Source organism: Segetibacter koreensis DSM 18137 (genome assembly GCF_000374045.1).
Taxonomy (GTDB): Bacteria; Bacteroidota; Bacteroidia; order Chitinophagales; family Chitinophagaceae; genus Segetibacter; species Segetibacter koreensis.
Window position 1 is genome coordinate 58,726 of the sequence record NZ_KB893370.1, and the last position, 16,516, is coordinate 75,241.

Below are 16,516 nucleotides of genomic sequence, written 5' to 3' on the forward strand. Positions count from 1 at the left end.
ACGGTTGTGTCACTCACTTGTACATACATCAATTCTATTGAGCCAAATTTAAGTCAAAGACATAACGAACAAATCTAAGACAGACAAATGCCATGAAAAAGATAAAAAATTAAACAAAATGAGATTAAGGTTGTTTTGAAATCTTAAAACAAAATTGTATGGAAATAAATAAGGCCCTAAAAGTTGAGGCACGAAAAAGCTATTCCGTTAGCCCGGATGAATTATACAAAGCCTGGACGGATCCCGAACAGTTAAAGCAATGGTGGAAGCCAATGGGCAATACATTGAAAGAAGTAACTAATGACATAAAAGTTGGTGGCAGAGTCCGTTATGTATTTGAGGATGATAAGTTGATCATTTCAGGTGAATACATGGAAGTAAAGGAAAAAGAAAAACTTGTCTACAGCTGGAACTGGGAACTACCTGAGGATGCTGTGAGAAATGCGGAATATAAACTTACTGTGAATTTTGCATCTAAAGATTACGGTAGCGAAATTCATATTTTGCAGGAAAACTTCCAGGATGACGAAACATTGCTTCCCCACCAGCAAGGCTGGGAAAAAGGACTGACAGATCTTAAAGAATTTCTGGAAGGCAGCAATACAGGAAGTGAGGATAAGAAGGACGATGCACAAGCGCCAAGCGCTGAGTCTGGAGGTTATCGTGAAGACCCCGCACAGGTAAAAGTAGGCGGAGGATAAAAATTAAAAATTCTTTTCAAAAAGCTAACAGAGAGTGTGCCACGTACACTCTCTGTTGATTTCATATTGGCCTCTTTCAAATTTTAGTTTCATGTTTAAAAGAGCATTATCTTGCCTTTGTATCTTCTGTCATAGAAGCTCTGCTAAATGGCCTTACAATAATTCGTGCGGGACCATTGTAAGAAAAATAACGCCCTAACCATGTAATGAATACAGATATCCTGTTTTGAAATCCGACTAAAGAAAATACATGGACAAAACACCATAATAGCCAGGCAATAAAACCGTGAAGGTGTACTTTTCCAATATCTGCAACTGCCTTATTTCTTCCGATGGTTGCCATTGAACCCTTGTCGTCGTATTTAAAAGGTTCTGTTTGTTTACCCTTAATGATAGCTGATAAATTTTTCGCAAGATGCCTTCCCTGTTGTATGGCAACCTGCGCTACTCCCGGGTATCCTTCAGGCTTATCAGCAGTAATAACAGCAGCAACATCGCCTATGGCAAAAATATTATTATATCCTTTAACCCTGTTAAATTCATCCGTTTGTATCCTGTGGCCTTTTACCACGTTTTCTTCCTTTATTCCTTCAGGAAACTGCCCCACTACTCCTGCCGCCCAAAGCACATTGCGGGTTCTTATTTTTGTGCCGTCATTTATTTCTAAAAGTTCACCATCAAAGCTTTTCACACGTACACCGTTATATAGTACTACTCCCATCTTTTCCAGGTATTCTTTCGCTTTTGCGGCAGCGTGGTCAGACATTACCCCAAGTACTATTGGCTTGCTTTCCACCACAAAAACTCTCATTTCACAATTATCAAGAGTAGGATAGTCTTTTTTTAATATATGGTTTTTAAATTCTGCTAAAGCTCCGGCCAACTCTGTACCTGTCGGGCCTCCACCAACTACAACAAAAGTCATTAGTTCCTCTTTTTCGCCGGGGTCTTTTTCTGATAAAGCACATTCAAAGCTTTGAAGTATCATACTTCTCAGGTTCATTGCCTCTGGCACACTTTTCATTCCCATGCAAAAATGTTCAAGTTGTGCGTTTCCAAAAAAATTAGTTTCAGCGCCCGTAGCAAGCACTAGATAATCATATGAAATTTCTCCAATACTAGTATCAAGAGTATTTTTATCAGCATTTATTTTATCAACATTTGTAAGGCCAAAAGAAAAATTTTTTTGTCCCTGGAAAATTCTTCTTAATGGAAATGCAATTGTTTCAGCTTCCAGCGCACCAGTGGCCACCTGGTAAAGAAGGGGCTGAAAAGTGTGATAATTGTGGCGGTCGAGCATTAACACTTCAACAGGTTCGCGCCTTAGTTTTTTAGCTAATTCGAGACCTGCGAAGCCGCCACCTACTATTACTATTCTTGGTTTTTTAGAATTTGTTTGTACAGCCATTGCAGTTTATTAGTATCAATAGAAGCTAAAAAAACTGAACCAAGGGGAGAAATAGCATAAAAGTTTTTTCAATAACAAAAAATAAAGACCTTTTAAACTTTATGCAGGGTTTATCAACGTAAAAAGGAATAATAATAATTTTCCGTCAAATTCTTTCATTTCTGAAAGTTTCAACTTTTTCTATCCTTACCTGTTCCTTGTGTTTTCTCCAATCAGCCTGTTTTTTTAAAACAGTAATACTAAGATTTAATTCAAATCCAATTAACAGAATTAAAGAATTGAGATAAATCAAAAACATTAGTATTAAAATGGTTCCGAGTGAACCATAAATTTTATTATAATTATTAAAATGATTGACCCAAAATGAAAAGCCTGAGGTTGTTGCAATCATTAAAAAAGTGGCAAGTACAGAGCCGGGAGAAATAGTTTGCCATCTTTTTTTTACAGTGGGGGCATATTTATAAATAAATGATATAGAATAGAAAAACAGTCCAATTGTTAATATCCATCTTATGGTTGATACCCACAAAACATCTGAACCTTTTATTTTCAGCCATTTCATAATATGATCAAATAAAAGTCCCTGGCCAATCAGTAGCAAGATTGTTCCTATCACAAGCCCCAGTACCACAATTGTCAGGCTAATCGCTTTTATCCTTTTCTTGATAAAGCTTGTATTTCTCCGTTGCTTATAGATAGCAAAATCAAAGGTTTTAATGATACTGAGCATAGCATTGGACGCATAAAAAATAACAAGCACAAAACTGAAAGAAAGCAATCCAACCCGGGGCGTATTTAAAAAATCTGTTAGAAATGAATTTACAAAATTGTAGGAATTTTGATTTGGAGTGATATGCCTGGTTAACCTAAGTAACTCTTTGGTAAATTGCTTTGAAATTGGTAAATATGGAATAACTGTAAAAATGCAAATTAAGACGCCAGGTATAGCCATGGCGAAGTCAAATGAAATGGACTTCGCTCTCGCATTAAGTCCCGATTTTTTAAGCTCGCCAAGGAAGAAATTAAACGCGTCATACAACGGTACGCCGTAAAAGCCCGGTAAAACGATGTGTTTGCTTTTATCAGCAATAAAAGTAAAAGGGCTTGATTGTACTATAATCCGTTCAATCTTTGTCACAAAGCAGCTTTAGCAGCATTTTGTTTACGCAAAATTAGTGTATCCAGCGCTTTCTGGTATTCTCTTGCTCGCTTTAAATGCTCATTATAATTACTGCTAAAAGTATGGTAACCTGAGAAATCGCTTTTAGCAACAAAATACATATAATTTGTTTTAGGAGAACTTAATACAGCATCAATAGTTTTTGCAGAAGGTGTGCAAATCGGACCTGGAGGTAAGCCTGTATTTCTATATGTATTAAAAGGAGATTGAACATCAAGATATTTGCGATAGATGCGTTTTAAACCAAAATCTTTTAGCGCAAATTTTATTGTAGGATCTGCTCCCAATGGCATCCCTGCCCTGTAGCGGTTGATATATACGCTGGCAACATCTCCTTTTTCATCATCTTTATTTGTTTCCTCTTCTACAATAGACGCAATAGTATAGATCTGTGTTGGAGTAAACCCAAGATTTTTAGCTCTAGTCGTACGATCTTTCTTTTCCCAGAAATTTTCTTTCTCACTTTTCAATCTTTTAAATATACGGTCAGGAGGCGTGTTCCAATATAAAGTATACGTATTTGGAATAATAAGCGTCATTAAAGTATTAGTGTCGACATCAAGTTTTGCAAGGCTGTCGCTGCTATTTATGTAACTGATTACTTCTGCTGAATCTGCTTCGAAATTCTTTGCTATTATACCTGCAACATCTTCATTGGTACGTAGTTTATTTATAACCAGGTTAACAGCAGATTGCCTGTTATTACGAAGCATACGGGTAATACTAATAAGGTTTTCGCCCTTTTTTATCTCAAAGCGGCCAGGTTTTAGCTTGTCCCATACGTGCGTTTTATTTGCCAATAACTTAAAAATAGACGGGTTTTTTAACAGGTCATTTTTTTCTATGAAGTTCATTACAGAAGTCTCGTCCGCTTTTCCTGTATAAACAAAAAGATATTTTTTATTTTCCTTAAAGGCTGTGGCGCTTCCGAAAAGTAAATATGCAACTACTAAGGCAATAACAAATACTGCAACTGATATTGATATAACAACGTTTTTCATAAAAATTTTGATGGGTCAAAATAAATAAAAAACCCCGTCATTAATAAGACAGGGTAAATATTATTAAAGCCTTCGCTTCTAACCCTTATTTAGGCTGGTTAGAAGCTGGAGGTGCAGTTTGCTGAGGAGTTGGCTGAGGAACAGTTTGCCTTGGTGCTGTTGTTCCCTGGCTGGTATTTATTTTATTTAAAATATCATTATCATTACTACTACTTCCTGTCATAAAAAAAGTAGAGAAAACAGCTAATAAGGCAATTACGATAGAAAAAATCCAGGTACCTTTTTCAAGTACATCATTGGTTTGCTTCACTCCCATAAATTGGTTGCTGAAACCAGCAACACTTCCGGAAAGTCCGCCGCCTTTTGGATTTTGAACCAATATGATAAAGCCAAGTATCGCACAGGCCACAACAATCAGAATAAGAAATAGAATAGTCATCTCAGATACCTTTTAAATTTTTTATTTTCGTGGCAAAGTAAGCACTTTTGTCGGGATTTAGAAAACTTAATTTTCTATAAAGTTCTATTGCTTTATCGTTTTTGCCCTGCTTTTCAAGAACAGAAGCCATTGCCTCTGTAACTACTTCACGTACTGTATTAGATGATTCTGCGATTTTTTGGATATCTGCTTCATTGTCTGTTCGGGTAATAACTTCCGTTGCATCTTCGGGCCCAAGCTTTTTCATGTGTTTAAGCCATTGAGTAAACTTTTTTAAATGCTGGCCTAACTGGTCATTCGGATTTTGATCAAGCTCGAGCTTTATACCTTGTGAAGCAAAATAATCGATTGTATAATAAGGGTCAATAGGAATAACGGAATCTTCTATATCTGCATCGGCTTCTTCACTACTCGCGTCGAGCATTGCTTTAATATTCTGAAACATTCGTTCATGCTCATCCGGTTCTATGCTTGCCGGTAAGGGCGGTTCAGCATTTTCTTCTGGTGACGATTGAGTTTCATTTAAAAAAGCTTCAGTTACGTCATCGGTTTCATGGGTCACTCCCGCCATTTCTTCCAACACTTGAGCGTATGCTTCTTGTTCAGCAGGCGTACCGTTTTCCTGCAATACATCTTCATTCTTATTATAAAGGCTCTCCTGCACGACGGTATCCAATTCGTCTAAAAAGACTTCTATGTCTTTATCCGGTTCCGGCACTAATGCGGCCACTTCTTCTTCCGGCTGGCTTACATTTTCTATATTTTCAGCTTCGGCATTTGTTCCTGATTTTAAATAAGTTATATTAATAGATTCAACTTGTTCTTCTACTAATTGTTCACTTGTTTCACGGCCTTTCTTCTCCTTATCTTCAATGTTAACGGTGTTTACAGCCGACTCATCAATAGCCCTTGCGGCTTCATTTGGCCGCATCTCTTCAATTATTGAGGACGAACCAGTTGAAATCTTTTCGTCAGATGATTCATTAACATCAGATAATTCATTAACAATTGCTTCATCAGATAGCTGGTAATGAAACCAAAAAGGGTTTGAAAAGTACAAAGCTGTTTTCTGCAGTTGCGGCAAAAAATGAGCATCATTTTCTGATTTTAATTTTTTCGCCAGTAAAAATTGCGCAACTGGAAAATATGGATTTTCATCTGCAAGATTTTGCAATTCGCTAATTGAAATATCCTCTATATTTTCTTTACCGACCAGGTATCGTAGTACTTTTTTAGAAGATGGGTTCATAGAGTGAAAGTACAATTAGCTACCAATTAGAAAAAATACGGTTAAAAATATCATCAGACAAATTTCGCAGGATATCCTCATTCAGTGCGGCCTCTGCCTGCTGCCTGGACAAGTTTGCACTGAAATCGAAATTTCGCGCGATGTCAAATTCCTGCGTTTTGCCGGTAAGTGTATTGAGAAAAGTAATGTGAACACCAATAGTAAGCCTGTTTGTAGCTGCAGCCTGGTTAGAAATGCCCGCAGTGGTAATGTTATCTTGCGATATATAGCCGCTTATCTGGTAATGTGCGTCATCATTATTGGTTCTTGTAAGCCTTGTTTGACTCGTTATTTTTTGTTGCAATCTATCTGTCAGCCTTGGACTCAACTGTGGATCTACATAGCGAGCCTTATTTTCAATAAAACCTATTTTAACTGTTTTAACTTCCGGCGGTATGCTTACGTCTTTAAATGAATAAACATGACAGGATGAAAAAAACATGAGTATGAGCAAAGACGTAAGAATAAGAGTGCTTTTTGCAGAAAATAATTTTTTATTTACTGATTTTACACAACTCATATCTGCTTTCAAAATTTTCAATTTATTTGTATTCTTTTTACTTCCAATAAAAAAAGGTTCAATTTTTATAAATCCTTGCTTCTACCCGCTATTCATCAATATCATATTCTTTTAACTTTCGATACAAAGTTCTTTCACTTATTCCCAGATCACTTGCGGCATCTTTTCGTTTTCCCTTATGTTTTTTTAACGCTTTTATGATTAGTTCCTTTTCCTTGTCCATGATGTTCAAAGATTCTTCAACTTCTTCATGATGATGAATATCATCATACATAACTGGTTGGGGATGGCTAATAACATTCGGAAGCGGTTGCTGCTGTGGTTGCTGGTGATCATGAGAAACAGGTGTGTACTCATGCAACAGAGCCTCTCTCGCATAAGCGAGTGCAGGATTTGATGAAGCCGACGGAGGGTTTTGTAATATCTCTACAAACATTTTTTTCAGCTCAGTTACATCCTTTTTCATATCAAAAAAAAGTTTGTACAATATCTCTCTTTCATTAGCAAATTCACTTGTCATACTTCCATTGTGACTTCCATGGCTAGCCAAAACAGGAAGTCGGTTCATATTTGCTTCCGGCAAAAACTGCCGCAGTTGCCCCGCTGTTATCAGCTTTTCTGTACTCAAAACTGAAATTTGCTCTGCAATATTCTTTAATTCTCTCACATTCCCTTTAAATGGATAAGTAATTAACAGGTTTTTAGCCTCGTCATCGAGTTGTACGGGAGTAGTTTTATACCGTTCGGCAAAATCAATTACAAATTTTCTAAATAGCAAGATAATATCTTCAGGACGATCTCTTAGAGCAGGAACCCTGATGGGGACCGTACTGAGACGATAATATAAATCTTCACGAAACTTTCCGGTTTGAGTAAATTCGAGTAATTCTCTGTTAGTCGCTGCGATTACTCTCACATCGGTTTTTTGCACCTTCGATGAACCTACACGTATAAACTCTCCACTTTCCAAAACACGGAGCAGTCGTGCCTGGGTACCAATAGGCATTTCTCCAATTTCATCCAGAAAAATCGTTCCACCATTTACGGTTTCAAAATATCCTTTGCGGCTGTCAACAGCCCCGGTGAAGGAACCCTTTTCATGGCCAAATAATTCAGAGTCAATAGTTCCCTCGGGAATTGCGCCGCAGTTAACAGCTATAAAAGTGTTATGTTTTCTGGAAGAAAGAGCATGAATAATATGTGAAAATGCTTCCTTACCTACACCGCTCTCACCTACGATTAATACACTTAAATCGGTGGCCGCTACCTGCACGGCTACATCTAAAGCATGGTTTAAAGCAGCGCTGTTTCCAATTATTCCAAACCTGTTTTTAATTGATTGTAACTCCATCTCTATTCTTTAATATCATTTCTATTTGTTAGGTAAGAACCACTAAGTTTTTTGCTATGGTAAACCCTAGATGACGAATTTCTCGTATGAGCTCTTCTTTATCGCCATCTTTCTTTATTAAGGCTGTTCCTTACACAGTAAGCCAAGTCTATATAATTGCTCAACGTGTAGTTTTCTTAAGAAAGTTGTTGGTTTATATTTATATTATAAGCGTCGGTTAGTTCGGTATTATCTCGCCAATTAAGGTTGCACCTGTTGCCGAGTTCACCCTAACAATGGCATAATCTCCTTTATTAAAATTGTGACTTCCCTTAGAAAAAACGATTACTTTATTCTGGCTGTTCCTTCCCGCCCAATCGCTTTCGCTTTTTTTAGAATTGCCCTCTATTAATACCTTGAATGTCTTGCCAATATCCGAGATATTGCTTTGGAAAGACATTTTATTTTGCAATTTTACAATTTCATCCAGCCTTTTCTTTTTTACTTCCAAAGGCACATCATCTTCAAAACGGCGGGCGGCAAGTGTACCGGGCCTTTCACTATAAAAATACATATAGCTCATATCGTACTGGCTATATTCCATTATACTTAGCGTATCCTTATGGTCGTCATCAGTCTCTGTACAAAAGCCGGCAATAACATCGCTACTGATACCGCAACCGGGAATAATCTCTTTTATCCTGTCTACTTTTGATATGTACCATTCACGAGTATAAGTCCGGTTCATTAACTGCAACATTCGCGTGCTTCCGCTTTGCACAGGCAGGTGGATGTACTTACAAATATTCTCATACTTTGCAATTGTATACAACACTTCATCTGTTATGTCTTTGGGATGAGAAGTACTGAAACGAACTCTAAGCATTGGACTGATGATGGCAACCATTTCAAGCAATTTTGCAAATGTTACAATAATATCTTTTTGCTCATCTACCCAATGATAGCTGTCAACATTTTGTCCCAATAAAGTAACTTCTCTGTATCCATTAGCAAACAATTCCTCACACTCTTTTACAATACTAAAGGCATCACGACTGCGTTCACGTCCCCTGGTAAAAGGCACGACACAAAAACTACACATATTATTGCAACCACGCATAATGCTTACAAATGCCGTAACTCCATTGCTGTTTAAACGAACAGGGGAAATGTCGGAATACGTTTCATCTCTGCTAAGCAATACATTTACACCTTTCTGGCCTGTATCAGCATCTTTTATCAACGCGGGTAGAGTACGGTATGCATCAGGGCCGACAACTATGTCAACCAGTTTTTCTTCTTCCAGCAGTTTGCCTTTCAGCCTTTCTGCCATGCAGCCCAGAATACCTACAAGCATTCCTGGTTTGGCCTGCTTGGCTTTTTTGAATTCAGTCAATCTTTTTCTTACAGTTTGCTCCGCTTTTTCTCTGATTGAGCATGTGTTTACCAAAACCAGGTCGGCTTCTTCAAACTTTTTAGTTGCTCCAAAACCTTGATCCTGTAAAATAGAAGCTACAATTTCACTATCAGAAAAATTCATTGCACAGCCATAGCTTTCTATATAAAATTTTTTTTCAAAAGCATTTTCATCTATAGCAAAAGGAGCAAAAGCCTCCCCTTGCCTCAATTCATCATGCTCTTTTTTGTTCAATTCCAAAGTTTCCATCAAAAGAAAAAATTAAGGGTGCAAAAATAAGATAATTAAATGGTTAATGTCAGTTTGTCAGAGGAGGAATTTTGCAAACATATTATCATTTTGTGTTAAAAGAGAAAATATAAGCGACAATAAGTAATTTAGTAAAAGAAGGTCAGGCACAGATATTTGTTGCTTGTTTTTGTCTGTTAAGCTAGTCTTTAAACCTTACTGATTTGTCTATTATTGTAATCTTCAAACCTTATTGTATTATTTATGTTGTTGAATTAAATAATTTTATTTTAAATTCCTGAAAATGATGAAAATAGCTCGTGTAATCTTTAACACGTCAATAATTATGTCCATTTTTTCTGTTATTTCCTGCGGTAATGGAAAAACTTCTAATGATAATCAAACTGAAGGAAAACCTTCAAAATTTCATCTTAAAGAAGAGGCAGTAACTTATAAAGCAGATTCAATTACTTTAAAAGGATACGTTGTGTACGATGAAAACATAAAGGGTAAGCGCCCGGCGGTTTTAGTTGTTCCAGAATGGTGGGGCTTAAATGATTATCCAAAAAGCAGGGCAAAGCAATTGGCTGAGATGGGGTACATTGCAATGGCAGTTGATATGTATGGAAATGGAAAAACTGCTGATAACCCTCAACAGGCGCAAGAGTTCGCTACGCCTTTTTATCAAAATCCGCAACTTACCAAAATCCGTTTGGATGCTGCTATAAACAAGATAAAAGAATTTGAACAAACAGATAAAACAAACGTAGCAGCCATAGGTTATTGCTATGGTGGTTTTGTTGTTTTAAACGCAGCAAAACTTGGATCAAACCTTAAAGGCGTAGTAAGTTTTCACGGTAATCTTACAGGGGTAACTCCTCAAAAAAAGCTATTAAAAGCTAAAATACTTGTATGTCATGGTGAGGCTGATAAATTTGTAAGCCCGCAGGAGGTGGCTGCATTTAAGAAAAGTATGGACTCAGTTGGTGCTGATTATACTTTTAAATCTTACGCTAATGCAACACATGCTTTTACAAATCCTAAATCTACCGAGACAGGCAAAAAATTTAATATGCCAATTGAATATAATGCTGCTGCAGACAGCGCATCCTGGAATGATATGAAAGTGTTCTTTGGAAGAATATTTGCGGGACTGTAATAAATATAAGGTTAAAAATACCTATAAACAAAATGCGGGGCAATAGTATTTAAAGCGCGGAATTTGCGGGAGGCAAAATTTATAAATACATCTGAAATTATATGATTACTAATACGCATTGGCTTGCGTATTAGTAATTTTTTTAAACATAAAAAGTCAAGATTACATTAAGATAATTAAACAGTTTGCGCTGTCACACCTGATACCTTTCTTTCGCCAATTTGCTGGCGCCACATGGCATAGTACAATCCTTTTTCATCCAGTAGTTGAAAATGGCTACCTGTTTCGGCTACCTTGCCTTTCTCTAAAACATATATGCGGTCAGCATGCATAATTGTGCTGAGACGATGGGCAATAAGCACTGTAATTTGTTCTCTTTCGAGAGATATCTTTTTAATGGTGGTTGTTATAGCTTCTTCAGTAATACTGTCGAGGGAAGAAGTCGCTTCATCAAATATAAGCAAATGAGGGTGCCGCAGTAAAGAACGAGCAATGGATAAACGCTGTTTTTCGCCGCCGCTAAGCTTTAAACCACCTTCGCCGATCAATGTCTCAAGCCCTTTATCTGCTTTGCTTAAAATATAGGTGCAGCTTGCTTTTTTCAGCACATCCCAAAGTTCATCATCTGTAGCATCCGGGTTTACAAACAAAAGGTTTTCTTTTATTGTTCCGGCAAATAACTGTGTGTCCTGTGTTACAAATCCTATCTGTCCACGAAGCTCGTCAAAGTCCAAGTCCTGACCGCTCACTCCGTTATAATAAATGCCCCCTTCCTGCGGGCGATACAACCCCACCAATAGTTTCACCAGTGTACTTTTTCCTGCACCTGACGGTCCTACAAAAGCGATTGTTTCACCCTTTTTTACATCAAAATTTATATTGTCAAGTGCTTTGTATTGTGCTGACTGATGTTTAAAGCTTATGTTTCTAAACTCAAGTTCATTTATTCCGCCGATTACCACCGGATGTTCAGGTTTAGGCTCTACTTTTCTAAGCATCAAGTTATGAAAATTGTTTATGGAAGCTTCGGCTTCGCGATAGCTCACTATGATGTTCCCAATCTCCTGCAAAGGACCAAAAATAAAAAAGCTGTAAAACTGTAATGCTATCAGCTCACCTGTCGTTAGTATATTTCGGTAGATGAGCCATACTAAAGTGAATGTGATAACCTGTCTTAAAAAATTTACAAGCGTTCCCTGTATAAAGCTCAACGTGCGGATACTTTTTACTTTACGCAGTTCCAGACCAAGAATTTTGTATGTATTGGTATTAAGACGTTTTACCTCCTGCTCAGTAAGGCCGAGACTTTTAACAAGTTCAATATTGCGAAGGCTCTCTGTAGTTGTACCTGCAAGCATTGTTGTTTCCTTCACAATATTCTTTTGAATGGTTTTTATTTTTCTGCTCAAAAGATTTGTTACTATTCCTAACACAAGTACACCTCCAAAATAAACCGGCATTATGCTCCAGTGCTTGCTGGTGGCGTAAATCGAAATAAATACAAGGCTTACCAATATGGCAAACAAAACATTTATAACGAGGCCTATAAATTTTTCTGTATCCGTTCTAACCTTTGTTAATATAGATAAGGTTTCACCACTGCGCTGGTCTTCAAAATCCTGGTATGGAAGGCGCATGCTATGTCTTAATCCATCAGTAAAGATTTTGGCACCAAATTTTTGTACAATAACGTTCACCACATAATCCTGGAACGCTTTGGCTATCCGACTGACCATGGCTGTGCCCACCAACAGACCGAGAAGCCCTAACACCCCCCAGACAAACTGGTTTTGTGTACGTGGAATTGTTTTTTTTGCATCAAAATGATACGGATGATTTGCGAACTTATCAATCAGTTTCCCTATTAACATAGGGTCAAACATAGAGAAGACCTGGTTTATGGTTGCCAGTAGCAAAGCCAATGCGATCAACCATTTATATGGTTTTAAATATTGTAATAAAATTTTCATAAGTGTATAATAATTATCAAAAGTCCGACATTAAAGCTAAGAAATTATAAATTGCGATAAAAGGGATATTTAAAAAACTGCTTTTGAAAGAAAAAGTTTCAAAAAGTCCACTTTTTATAATAGCTTCCCAGTTGATTCTTTCTAGAAAAAATGCCATAAAAAAGTTTGAAAAACTATTAAAGAAAGTCGTGATAAAAGGACAGCCACAAAATGCTTCAAAGTTTAATAGGTATCTCAATAAACCAAATTTTAAAAAGCGGAGATGTTACTCCTTTTTTATTTTATTAGGCAAGCAAAAAATAACAGAGGTATCAGAAATTGCGCTTATTCAAATTCTTATTGCAACTTTAAACCTTAACGCTTCTTTATACGGCAGTTGCCTTAGTAATTGCTATAGCAGAAGTACATTTGTTACATGAAGTATAGCTTTACATTACTTTATTTTTTACTGGTTCTAACGATTAGCGCAGGCGCCCAAAATATCACCGGCATCTGGAAGGGATATTTTGTTCAGAATAATTTTGGCTTTTCGGAAGAGCGGTACAAATTTGAAGTTCAGATAGAGCAACTTCCTAATAACGGGCTTAACGGTGTTACCTACTCTTACAGGACAACCGTTTTTTATGGCAAGGCAGAGGCAAAGGGTATTTATACAAAAAAGACTAATAATATTTTATTAAACGAAATAAAATTAGTAGACCTAAAAATTGCTGACCAAAGCCAGCCATGTCTCATGACATGCTATCTTGAATATGATAAGATGGGCGATATCGAAACCCTGACAGGAACATATTCAAGCCGGAACGTAAAAAGCAATTCAGATTGTGGCATTGGAAAAGTGTATTTGGAAAAATCAACAGAATCTGATTTTTATAAAGAAGACTTCCTGGTAAAAAGAGAAAATGAATTAAAGAAAAAAGACAAGTCTCATAAAACTGCAAGAAATAATTCTGGTAAAAAACGGGCTATAAAACCCGGAGCAGAAGCTAACCTGATATCACAACCAACAGATGAAGATAAGCCTGTAGCAAAAAATAACGCTCTTAAAAAATCAGTTAAGCCTAAAGTCACAGAAAAGCCGGTAACCAGGTCAGAGAAAAAAGTAATTCCGCCACCACCTACTGTTAACGAGCCTAAAAAAGACACTGCAACAGTTGCTGCTCCACCGCCACCAGTAATAAAAACTTTACCGAAGCCTGAGGTTCTTATAAAAAGGGATAATAACCTGGTTAAAACTATTACAACTTCCGCGAAAGAATTTAAAATTGAATTGTATGATAATGGAGAAATAGATGGAGACCGTATTTCGGTGTATCATAACAACGAATTAATCGTAAATAATAAAATGCTTACTGATAAGCCTATTAGTTTTACTATCCATGCAGACGAAAACTCTGGAGTACATGAGTTTGTGATGGTAGCTGAAAACCTCGGATCTATTCCTCCTAATACTTCTTTAATGATTATTACAGCCGGCAGCAAACGATATGAACTGTTTGTTACATCAACAGAACAGAAAAATGCTGTTGTAAGAATCGAGTACAAAAAAGAATAATAACTTCCTCTATTTGTCTTAAAGTAGCTTGTATAAGATGTAAAGCTTTTTTATTCTTTTCTTCCAATACGTTTCTCACCTTTTGTACATAACTATTTACAACATTCTTTTTTATGCACAAATAACGCTTTAAAAATATTCCATAGAAAATTTCGAATTCTCATACATTAATTATTTAAAAGCAAAGTTAGTCCGACCGGATGAATCGAGACTCACAATATAATTCAATTGTTTTCAAAAGTGCCTGTTTTATTCTTAATGCTTTCTCAATTAATCTTCCAAAAAAATGAAATAACTAATCGTTTAATTAATTTGATTACTTATTTTTAGTTAAATTTCCTTAAACTTATAACGCCTGCTAAACATTAAAAAACGATTGATATGATTTCACATGAAGTAGATGCAATTCACACAGCACGTCAACTTAAACGGGATGAATTACCTCCTTTTAAAAAAGAACCTTTTGTTCATCAACGACTTTTTTCGTTAGATGCATTAAGGGGGTTTGATATGTTTTGGATTATGGGAGCGGAAGAAATTTTTCATTCACTTGCAAAAGCTACCGGTTCTCCTGTTATAGGTGCAGTTGCAAATCAGTTTACGCACCCTGACTGGAACGGTTTTCATCTTTATGATCTTATTTTTCCTTTATTTCTTTTTTTAGCAGGAGTAGCAACACCCTACTCAGTAGGCAGAGAACTTGAAAAAGGAAAATCAAGAAGCGAGTTGGTACTAAGAGTTATAAAAAGAGGATTGATACTCGTGTTATTAGGTATTGTCGTTAACAATGGCTTACAAATCAAACCACTTGCCGAAATCAGGTTTCCTTCGGTCTTAGGAAGAATCGGTATAGCATATATGTTAGCAAATATCATCTACTTGTATAGCCGTCAGCGTGCACAGATAATATGGTTTGCTTCATTATTAATTGGTTATTGGCTGCTTCTTAAATTTAATTCTGCCCCCGGCTTTCCAGCTGGCGACCTGACTATGCAAGGAAATTTTGCGTCGTACATAGACCGCACTATTATACCGGGTAAATTATACCTTGGCATTCATGACCCGGAAGGTCTTGTTTCCACTATCCCTGCTATCAGTACAGGTCTTTTGGGAATATTAGCAGGAACTCTTTTAAGAAATGAACATCTGTCACAAAATAAAAAATCGCTTTATCTTGCTGTGACCGGAATTATTTTTTTAGTACTTGCTCAACTGTGGAATTTAGATTTCCCCATCAATAAGAATTTGTGGTCGAGCTCGTTTGTACTGCATGTAGGCGGCCTCAGCCTCCTTTTACTTTCGTTGTTTTATTACGTTATTGATGTGCTCGGGTACAAACAATGGGCCTTTTTCTTTAAGGTTATAGGAATGAACTCAATTCTAATATATATTTCGGGCAAATTTATTAATTGGGAGTATACAACAAATGGCTTTTTTAAATGGCTTGGACAACTCGTCGGCGATCCTTTTAATATTGTTGTAATGGCGATATGTTTCGTTGCCATAAAATGGTTATTCTTATACTTTATGTACAGAAAGAAAGTCTTTTTACGGGTATAAAACCGGTGCTTATCCAACTTTCTTTCCACCGATACTTTACAATCATAACACTTTGTTTGCCATAGGATATGGACCTTTGCTATATTAAAGGTGGTAAGAATGGATATAGAAAAATTAGAAGAAATAATACATACAATGTCAAAGGGAGATACAGGTACAGTTGAATTATTATTCAAAAGACCGGGAGGACGAAAACATCTTGAGAGTATAGTACTGGTTGTTATAGCTACCTCACCTTACTTACAGGAAGAAAAAGTTGATTTATTCAGGGCTTTTGTAAAAGGATTAGATAAGATAGAGAAAAGAATAAAGCGCCAAAAGGAAGGGGAGAAAATTTTAGGGCAAATATATTTGTAGGAGTTTAACAGCCTATATAACTGTAAGTTGATGACAAGTTAATAACGGTACGACCGTACATACTTGTAAACGTACCGTTATTACTGTTCGCAAATATAGCGATAATACTCCATCAAGTCTTTGGGAGAAATACCAATTGAGTTATTAAAGACGGTTTCATAAAGAGATTCTTCTAACATGTTTTATACTTTTAGATTTATTTTAATTAATGCTAACAAAATTGAAAATAATAACGACAGTTCTGTGAAGATTATTATTTGCGGCTGATATTAATTGTAGCCGGTATCTATGCAAGATAAATTAGAGTCAAACAAGTAATAAGGGTTTGGTTTCGATTAAAAAAGAAGTGCACAGCGGGGTAAAATGTGCTGGCAAAGATTTAGTATTAGACTTAATTGTATTC

At 36.5% G+C, this 16,516-nt stretch carries 14 protein-coding genes; 5 read left to right on the forward strand and 9 right to left on the reverse strand.

The features are described 5' to 3' along the window. The first annotated feature begins 158 nt into the window (after nt 1–158). The gene (locus B154_RS31020; protein ID WP_018616731.1) at nt 159–701 is read left to right on the forward strand and encodes an SRPBCC family protein; all 543 of its coding nucleotides are present in this window, start codon (nt 159–161) and stop codon (nt 699–701) included. Nucleotides 702–807: 106 nt separating this feature from the next. Here the strand turns inward: B154_RS31020 and B154_RS0123095 are convergent, their stop codons facing one another. The 8 genes from B154_RS0123095 to miaB all read right to left on the reverse strand — a co-directional run bounded on the left by B154_RS0123095 (nt 808) and on the right by miaB (nt 9,533). After that, nucleotides 808–2,109 (reverse strand): NAD(P)/FAD-dependent oxidoreductase, encoded by a 1,302-nt coding sequence (locus B154_RS0123095; RefSeq protein ID WP_018616732.1) that lies wholly within the window; start codon nt 2,107–2,109, stop codon nt 808–810. 145 nt (nt 2,110–2,254) lie between these two features. Then, on the reverse strand, nt 2,255–3,247 hold the full coding sequence (locus tag B154_RS0123100; RefSeq protein ID WP_018616733.1) for a YihY/virulence factor BrkB family protein: 993 nt from the start codon (nt 3,245–3,247) through the stop codon (nt 2,255–2,257). Continuing rightward, nucleotides 3,244–4,290: an endolytic transglycosylase MltG gene (gene mltG, locus B154_RS29600; protein ID WP_018616734.1), complete on the reverse strand. Its 1,047-nt coding sequence runs from the start codon at nt 4,288–4,290 to the stop codon at nt 3,244–3,246. Before mltG ends, B154_RS0123100 begins: the two co-directional genes overlap by 4 nt. 85 nt (nt 4,291–4,375) lie before the next feature. Further along, a complete protein-coding gene (secG, locus tag B154_RS0123110) occupies nt 4,376–4,729 on the reverse strand; it encodes a preprotein translocase subunit SecG (RefSeq protein WP_018616735.1) in 354 nt (117 codons plus the stop codon). 1 nt (nt 4,730) lies between these two features. Continuing rightward, nucleotides 4,731–5,978 (reverse strand): hypothetical protein, encoded by a 1,248-nt coding sequence (locus B154_RS31025; protein WP_018616736.1) that lies wholly within the window; start codon nt 5,976–5,978, stop codon nt 4,731–4,733. A 19-nt stretch (nt 5,979–5,997) separates the two neighbouring features. Continuing rightward, nucleotides 5,998–6,558 (reverse strand): LPS assembly lipoprotein LptE, encoded by a 561-nt coding sequence (gene lptE / locus B154_RS0123120; protein ID WP_245542649.1) that lies wholly within the window; start codon nt 6,556–6,558, stop codon nt 5,998–6,000. Between the two features lie 67 nt (nt 6,559–6,625). Further along, entirely contained in the window at nt 6,626–7,888 is a 1,263-nt protein-coding gene (locus tag B154_RS0123130; protein ID WP_018616739.1) for a sigma-54 interaction domain-containing protein, read from the reverse strand. A gap of 217 nt (nt 7,889–8,105) precedes the next feature. Continuing rightward, nucleotides 8,106–9,533 (reverse strand): tRNA (N6-isopentenyl adenosine(37)-C2)-methylthiotransferase MiaB, encoded by a 1,428-nt coding sequence (miaB, locus tag B154_RS0123135; RefSeq protein WP_018616740.1) that lies wholly within the window; start codon nt 9,531–9,533, stop codon nt 8,106–8,108. 283 nt (nt 9,534–9,816) lie between these two features. On the opposite strand from miaB, the gene B154_RS0123140 reads away from it, so the two are divergent. Next, on the forward strand, nt 9,817–10,671 hold the full coding sequence (locus tag B154_RS0123140; protein WP_245542650.1) for a dienelactone hydrolase family protein: 855 nt from the start codon (nt 9,817–9,819) through the stop codon (nt 10,669–10,671). 176 nt (nt 10,672–10,847) lie between these two features. On the opposite strand, the gene B154_RS0123145 is transcribed toward B154_RS0123140, so the two are convergent. Beyond that, nucleotides 10,848–12,641 carry an ABC transporter ATP-binding protein gene (locus tag B154_RS0123145; protein WP_018616742.1) on the reverse strand — a complete coding sequence of 598 codons (1,794 nt, stop codon included), beginning with the start codon at nt 12,639–12,641 and terminating at the stop codon, nt 10,848–10,850. 415 nt (nt 12,642–13,056) lie between these two features. Here B154_RS0123145 and B154_RS0123155 point away from each other — a divergent pair, with 415 nt between their 5' ends. From B154_RS0123155 to B154_RS0123165, 3 genes are all read left to right on the forward strand, one after another. Beyond that, a complete protein-coding gene (locus B154_RS0123155) occupies nt 13,057–14,196 on the forward strand; it encodes a hypothetical protein (protein ID WP_018616744.1) in 1,140 nt (379 codons plus the stop codon). Between the two features lie 381 nt (nt 14,197–14,577). Continuing rightward, nucleotides 14,578–15,756, forward strand: coding sequence for an acyltransferase family protein (locus tag B154_RS0123160; protein WP_018616745.1), 1,179 nt, complete (start codon nt 14,578–14,580; stop codon nt 15,754–15,756). 99 nt (nt 15,757–15,855) lie between these two features. Then, nucleotides 15,856–16,113, forward strand: coding sequence for a hypothetical protein (locus tag B154_RS0123165; RefSeq protein ID WP_018616746.1), 258 nt, complete (start codon nt 15,856–15,858; stop codon nt 16,111–16,113). Nucleotides 16,114–16,516: the final 403 nt, after the last annotated feature.

Bases quoted from the DNA above. Each gene is read 5' to 3' on its own strand.
- B154_RS31020 (WP_018616731.1), top strand. From the start codon at position 159: ATGGAAATAAATAAGGCCCTAAAAGTTGAGGCACGAAAAAGCTATTCC.
- B154_RS0123095 (WP_018616732.1), bottom strand. From the start codon at position 2,109: ATGGCTGTACAAACAAATTCTAAAAAACCAAGAATAGTAATAGTAGGT.
- mltG (WP_018616734.1), bottom strand. From the start codon at position 4,290: ATGAAAAACGTTGTTATATCAATATCAGTTGCAGTATTTGTTATTGCC.
- secG (WP_018616735.1), bottom strand. From the start codon at position 4,729: ATGACTATTCTATTTCTTATTCTGATTGTTGTGGCCTGTGCGATACTT.
- B154_RS31025 (WP_018616736.1), bottom strand. From the start codon at position 5,978: ATGAACCCATCTTCTAAAAAAGTACTACGATACCTGGTCGGTAAAGAA.
- B154_RS0123130 (WP_018616739.1), bottom strand. From the start codon at position 7,888: ATGGAGTTACAATCAATTAAAAACAGGTTTGGAATAATTGGAAACAGC.
- miaB (WP_018616740.1), bottom strand. From the start codon at position 9,533: ATGGAAACTTTGGAATTGAACAAAAAAGAGCATGATGAATTGAGGCAA.
- B154_RS0123140 (WP_245542650.1), top strand. From the start codon at position 9,817: ATGATGAAAATAGCTCGTGTAATCTTTAACACGTCAATAATTATGTCC.
- B154_RS0123145 (WP_018616742.1), bottom strand. From the start codon at position 12,641: ATGAAAATTTTATTACAATATTTAAAACCATATAAATGGTTGATCGCA.
- B154_RS0123155 (WP_018616744.1), top strand. From the start codon at position 13,057: ATGAAGTATAGCTTTACATTACTTTATTTTTTACTGGTTCTAACGATT.
- B154_RS0123160 (WP_018616745.1), top strand. From the start codon at position 14,578: ATGATTTCACATGAAGTAGATGCAATTCACACAGCACGTCAACTTAAA.
- B154_RS0123165 (WP_018616746.1), top strand. From the start codon at position 15,856: ATGGATATAGAAAAATTAGAAGAAATAATACATACAATGTCAAAGGGA.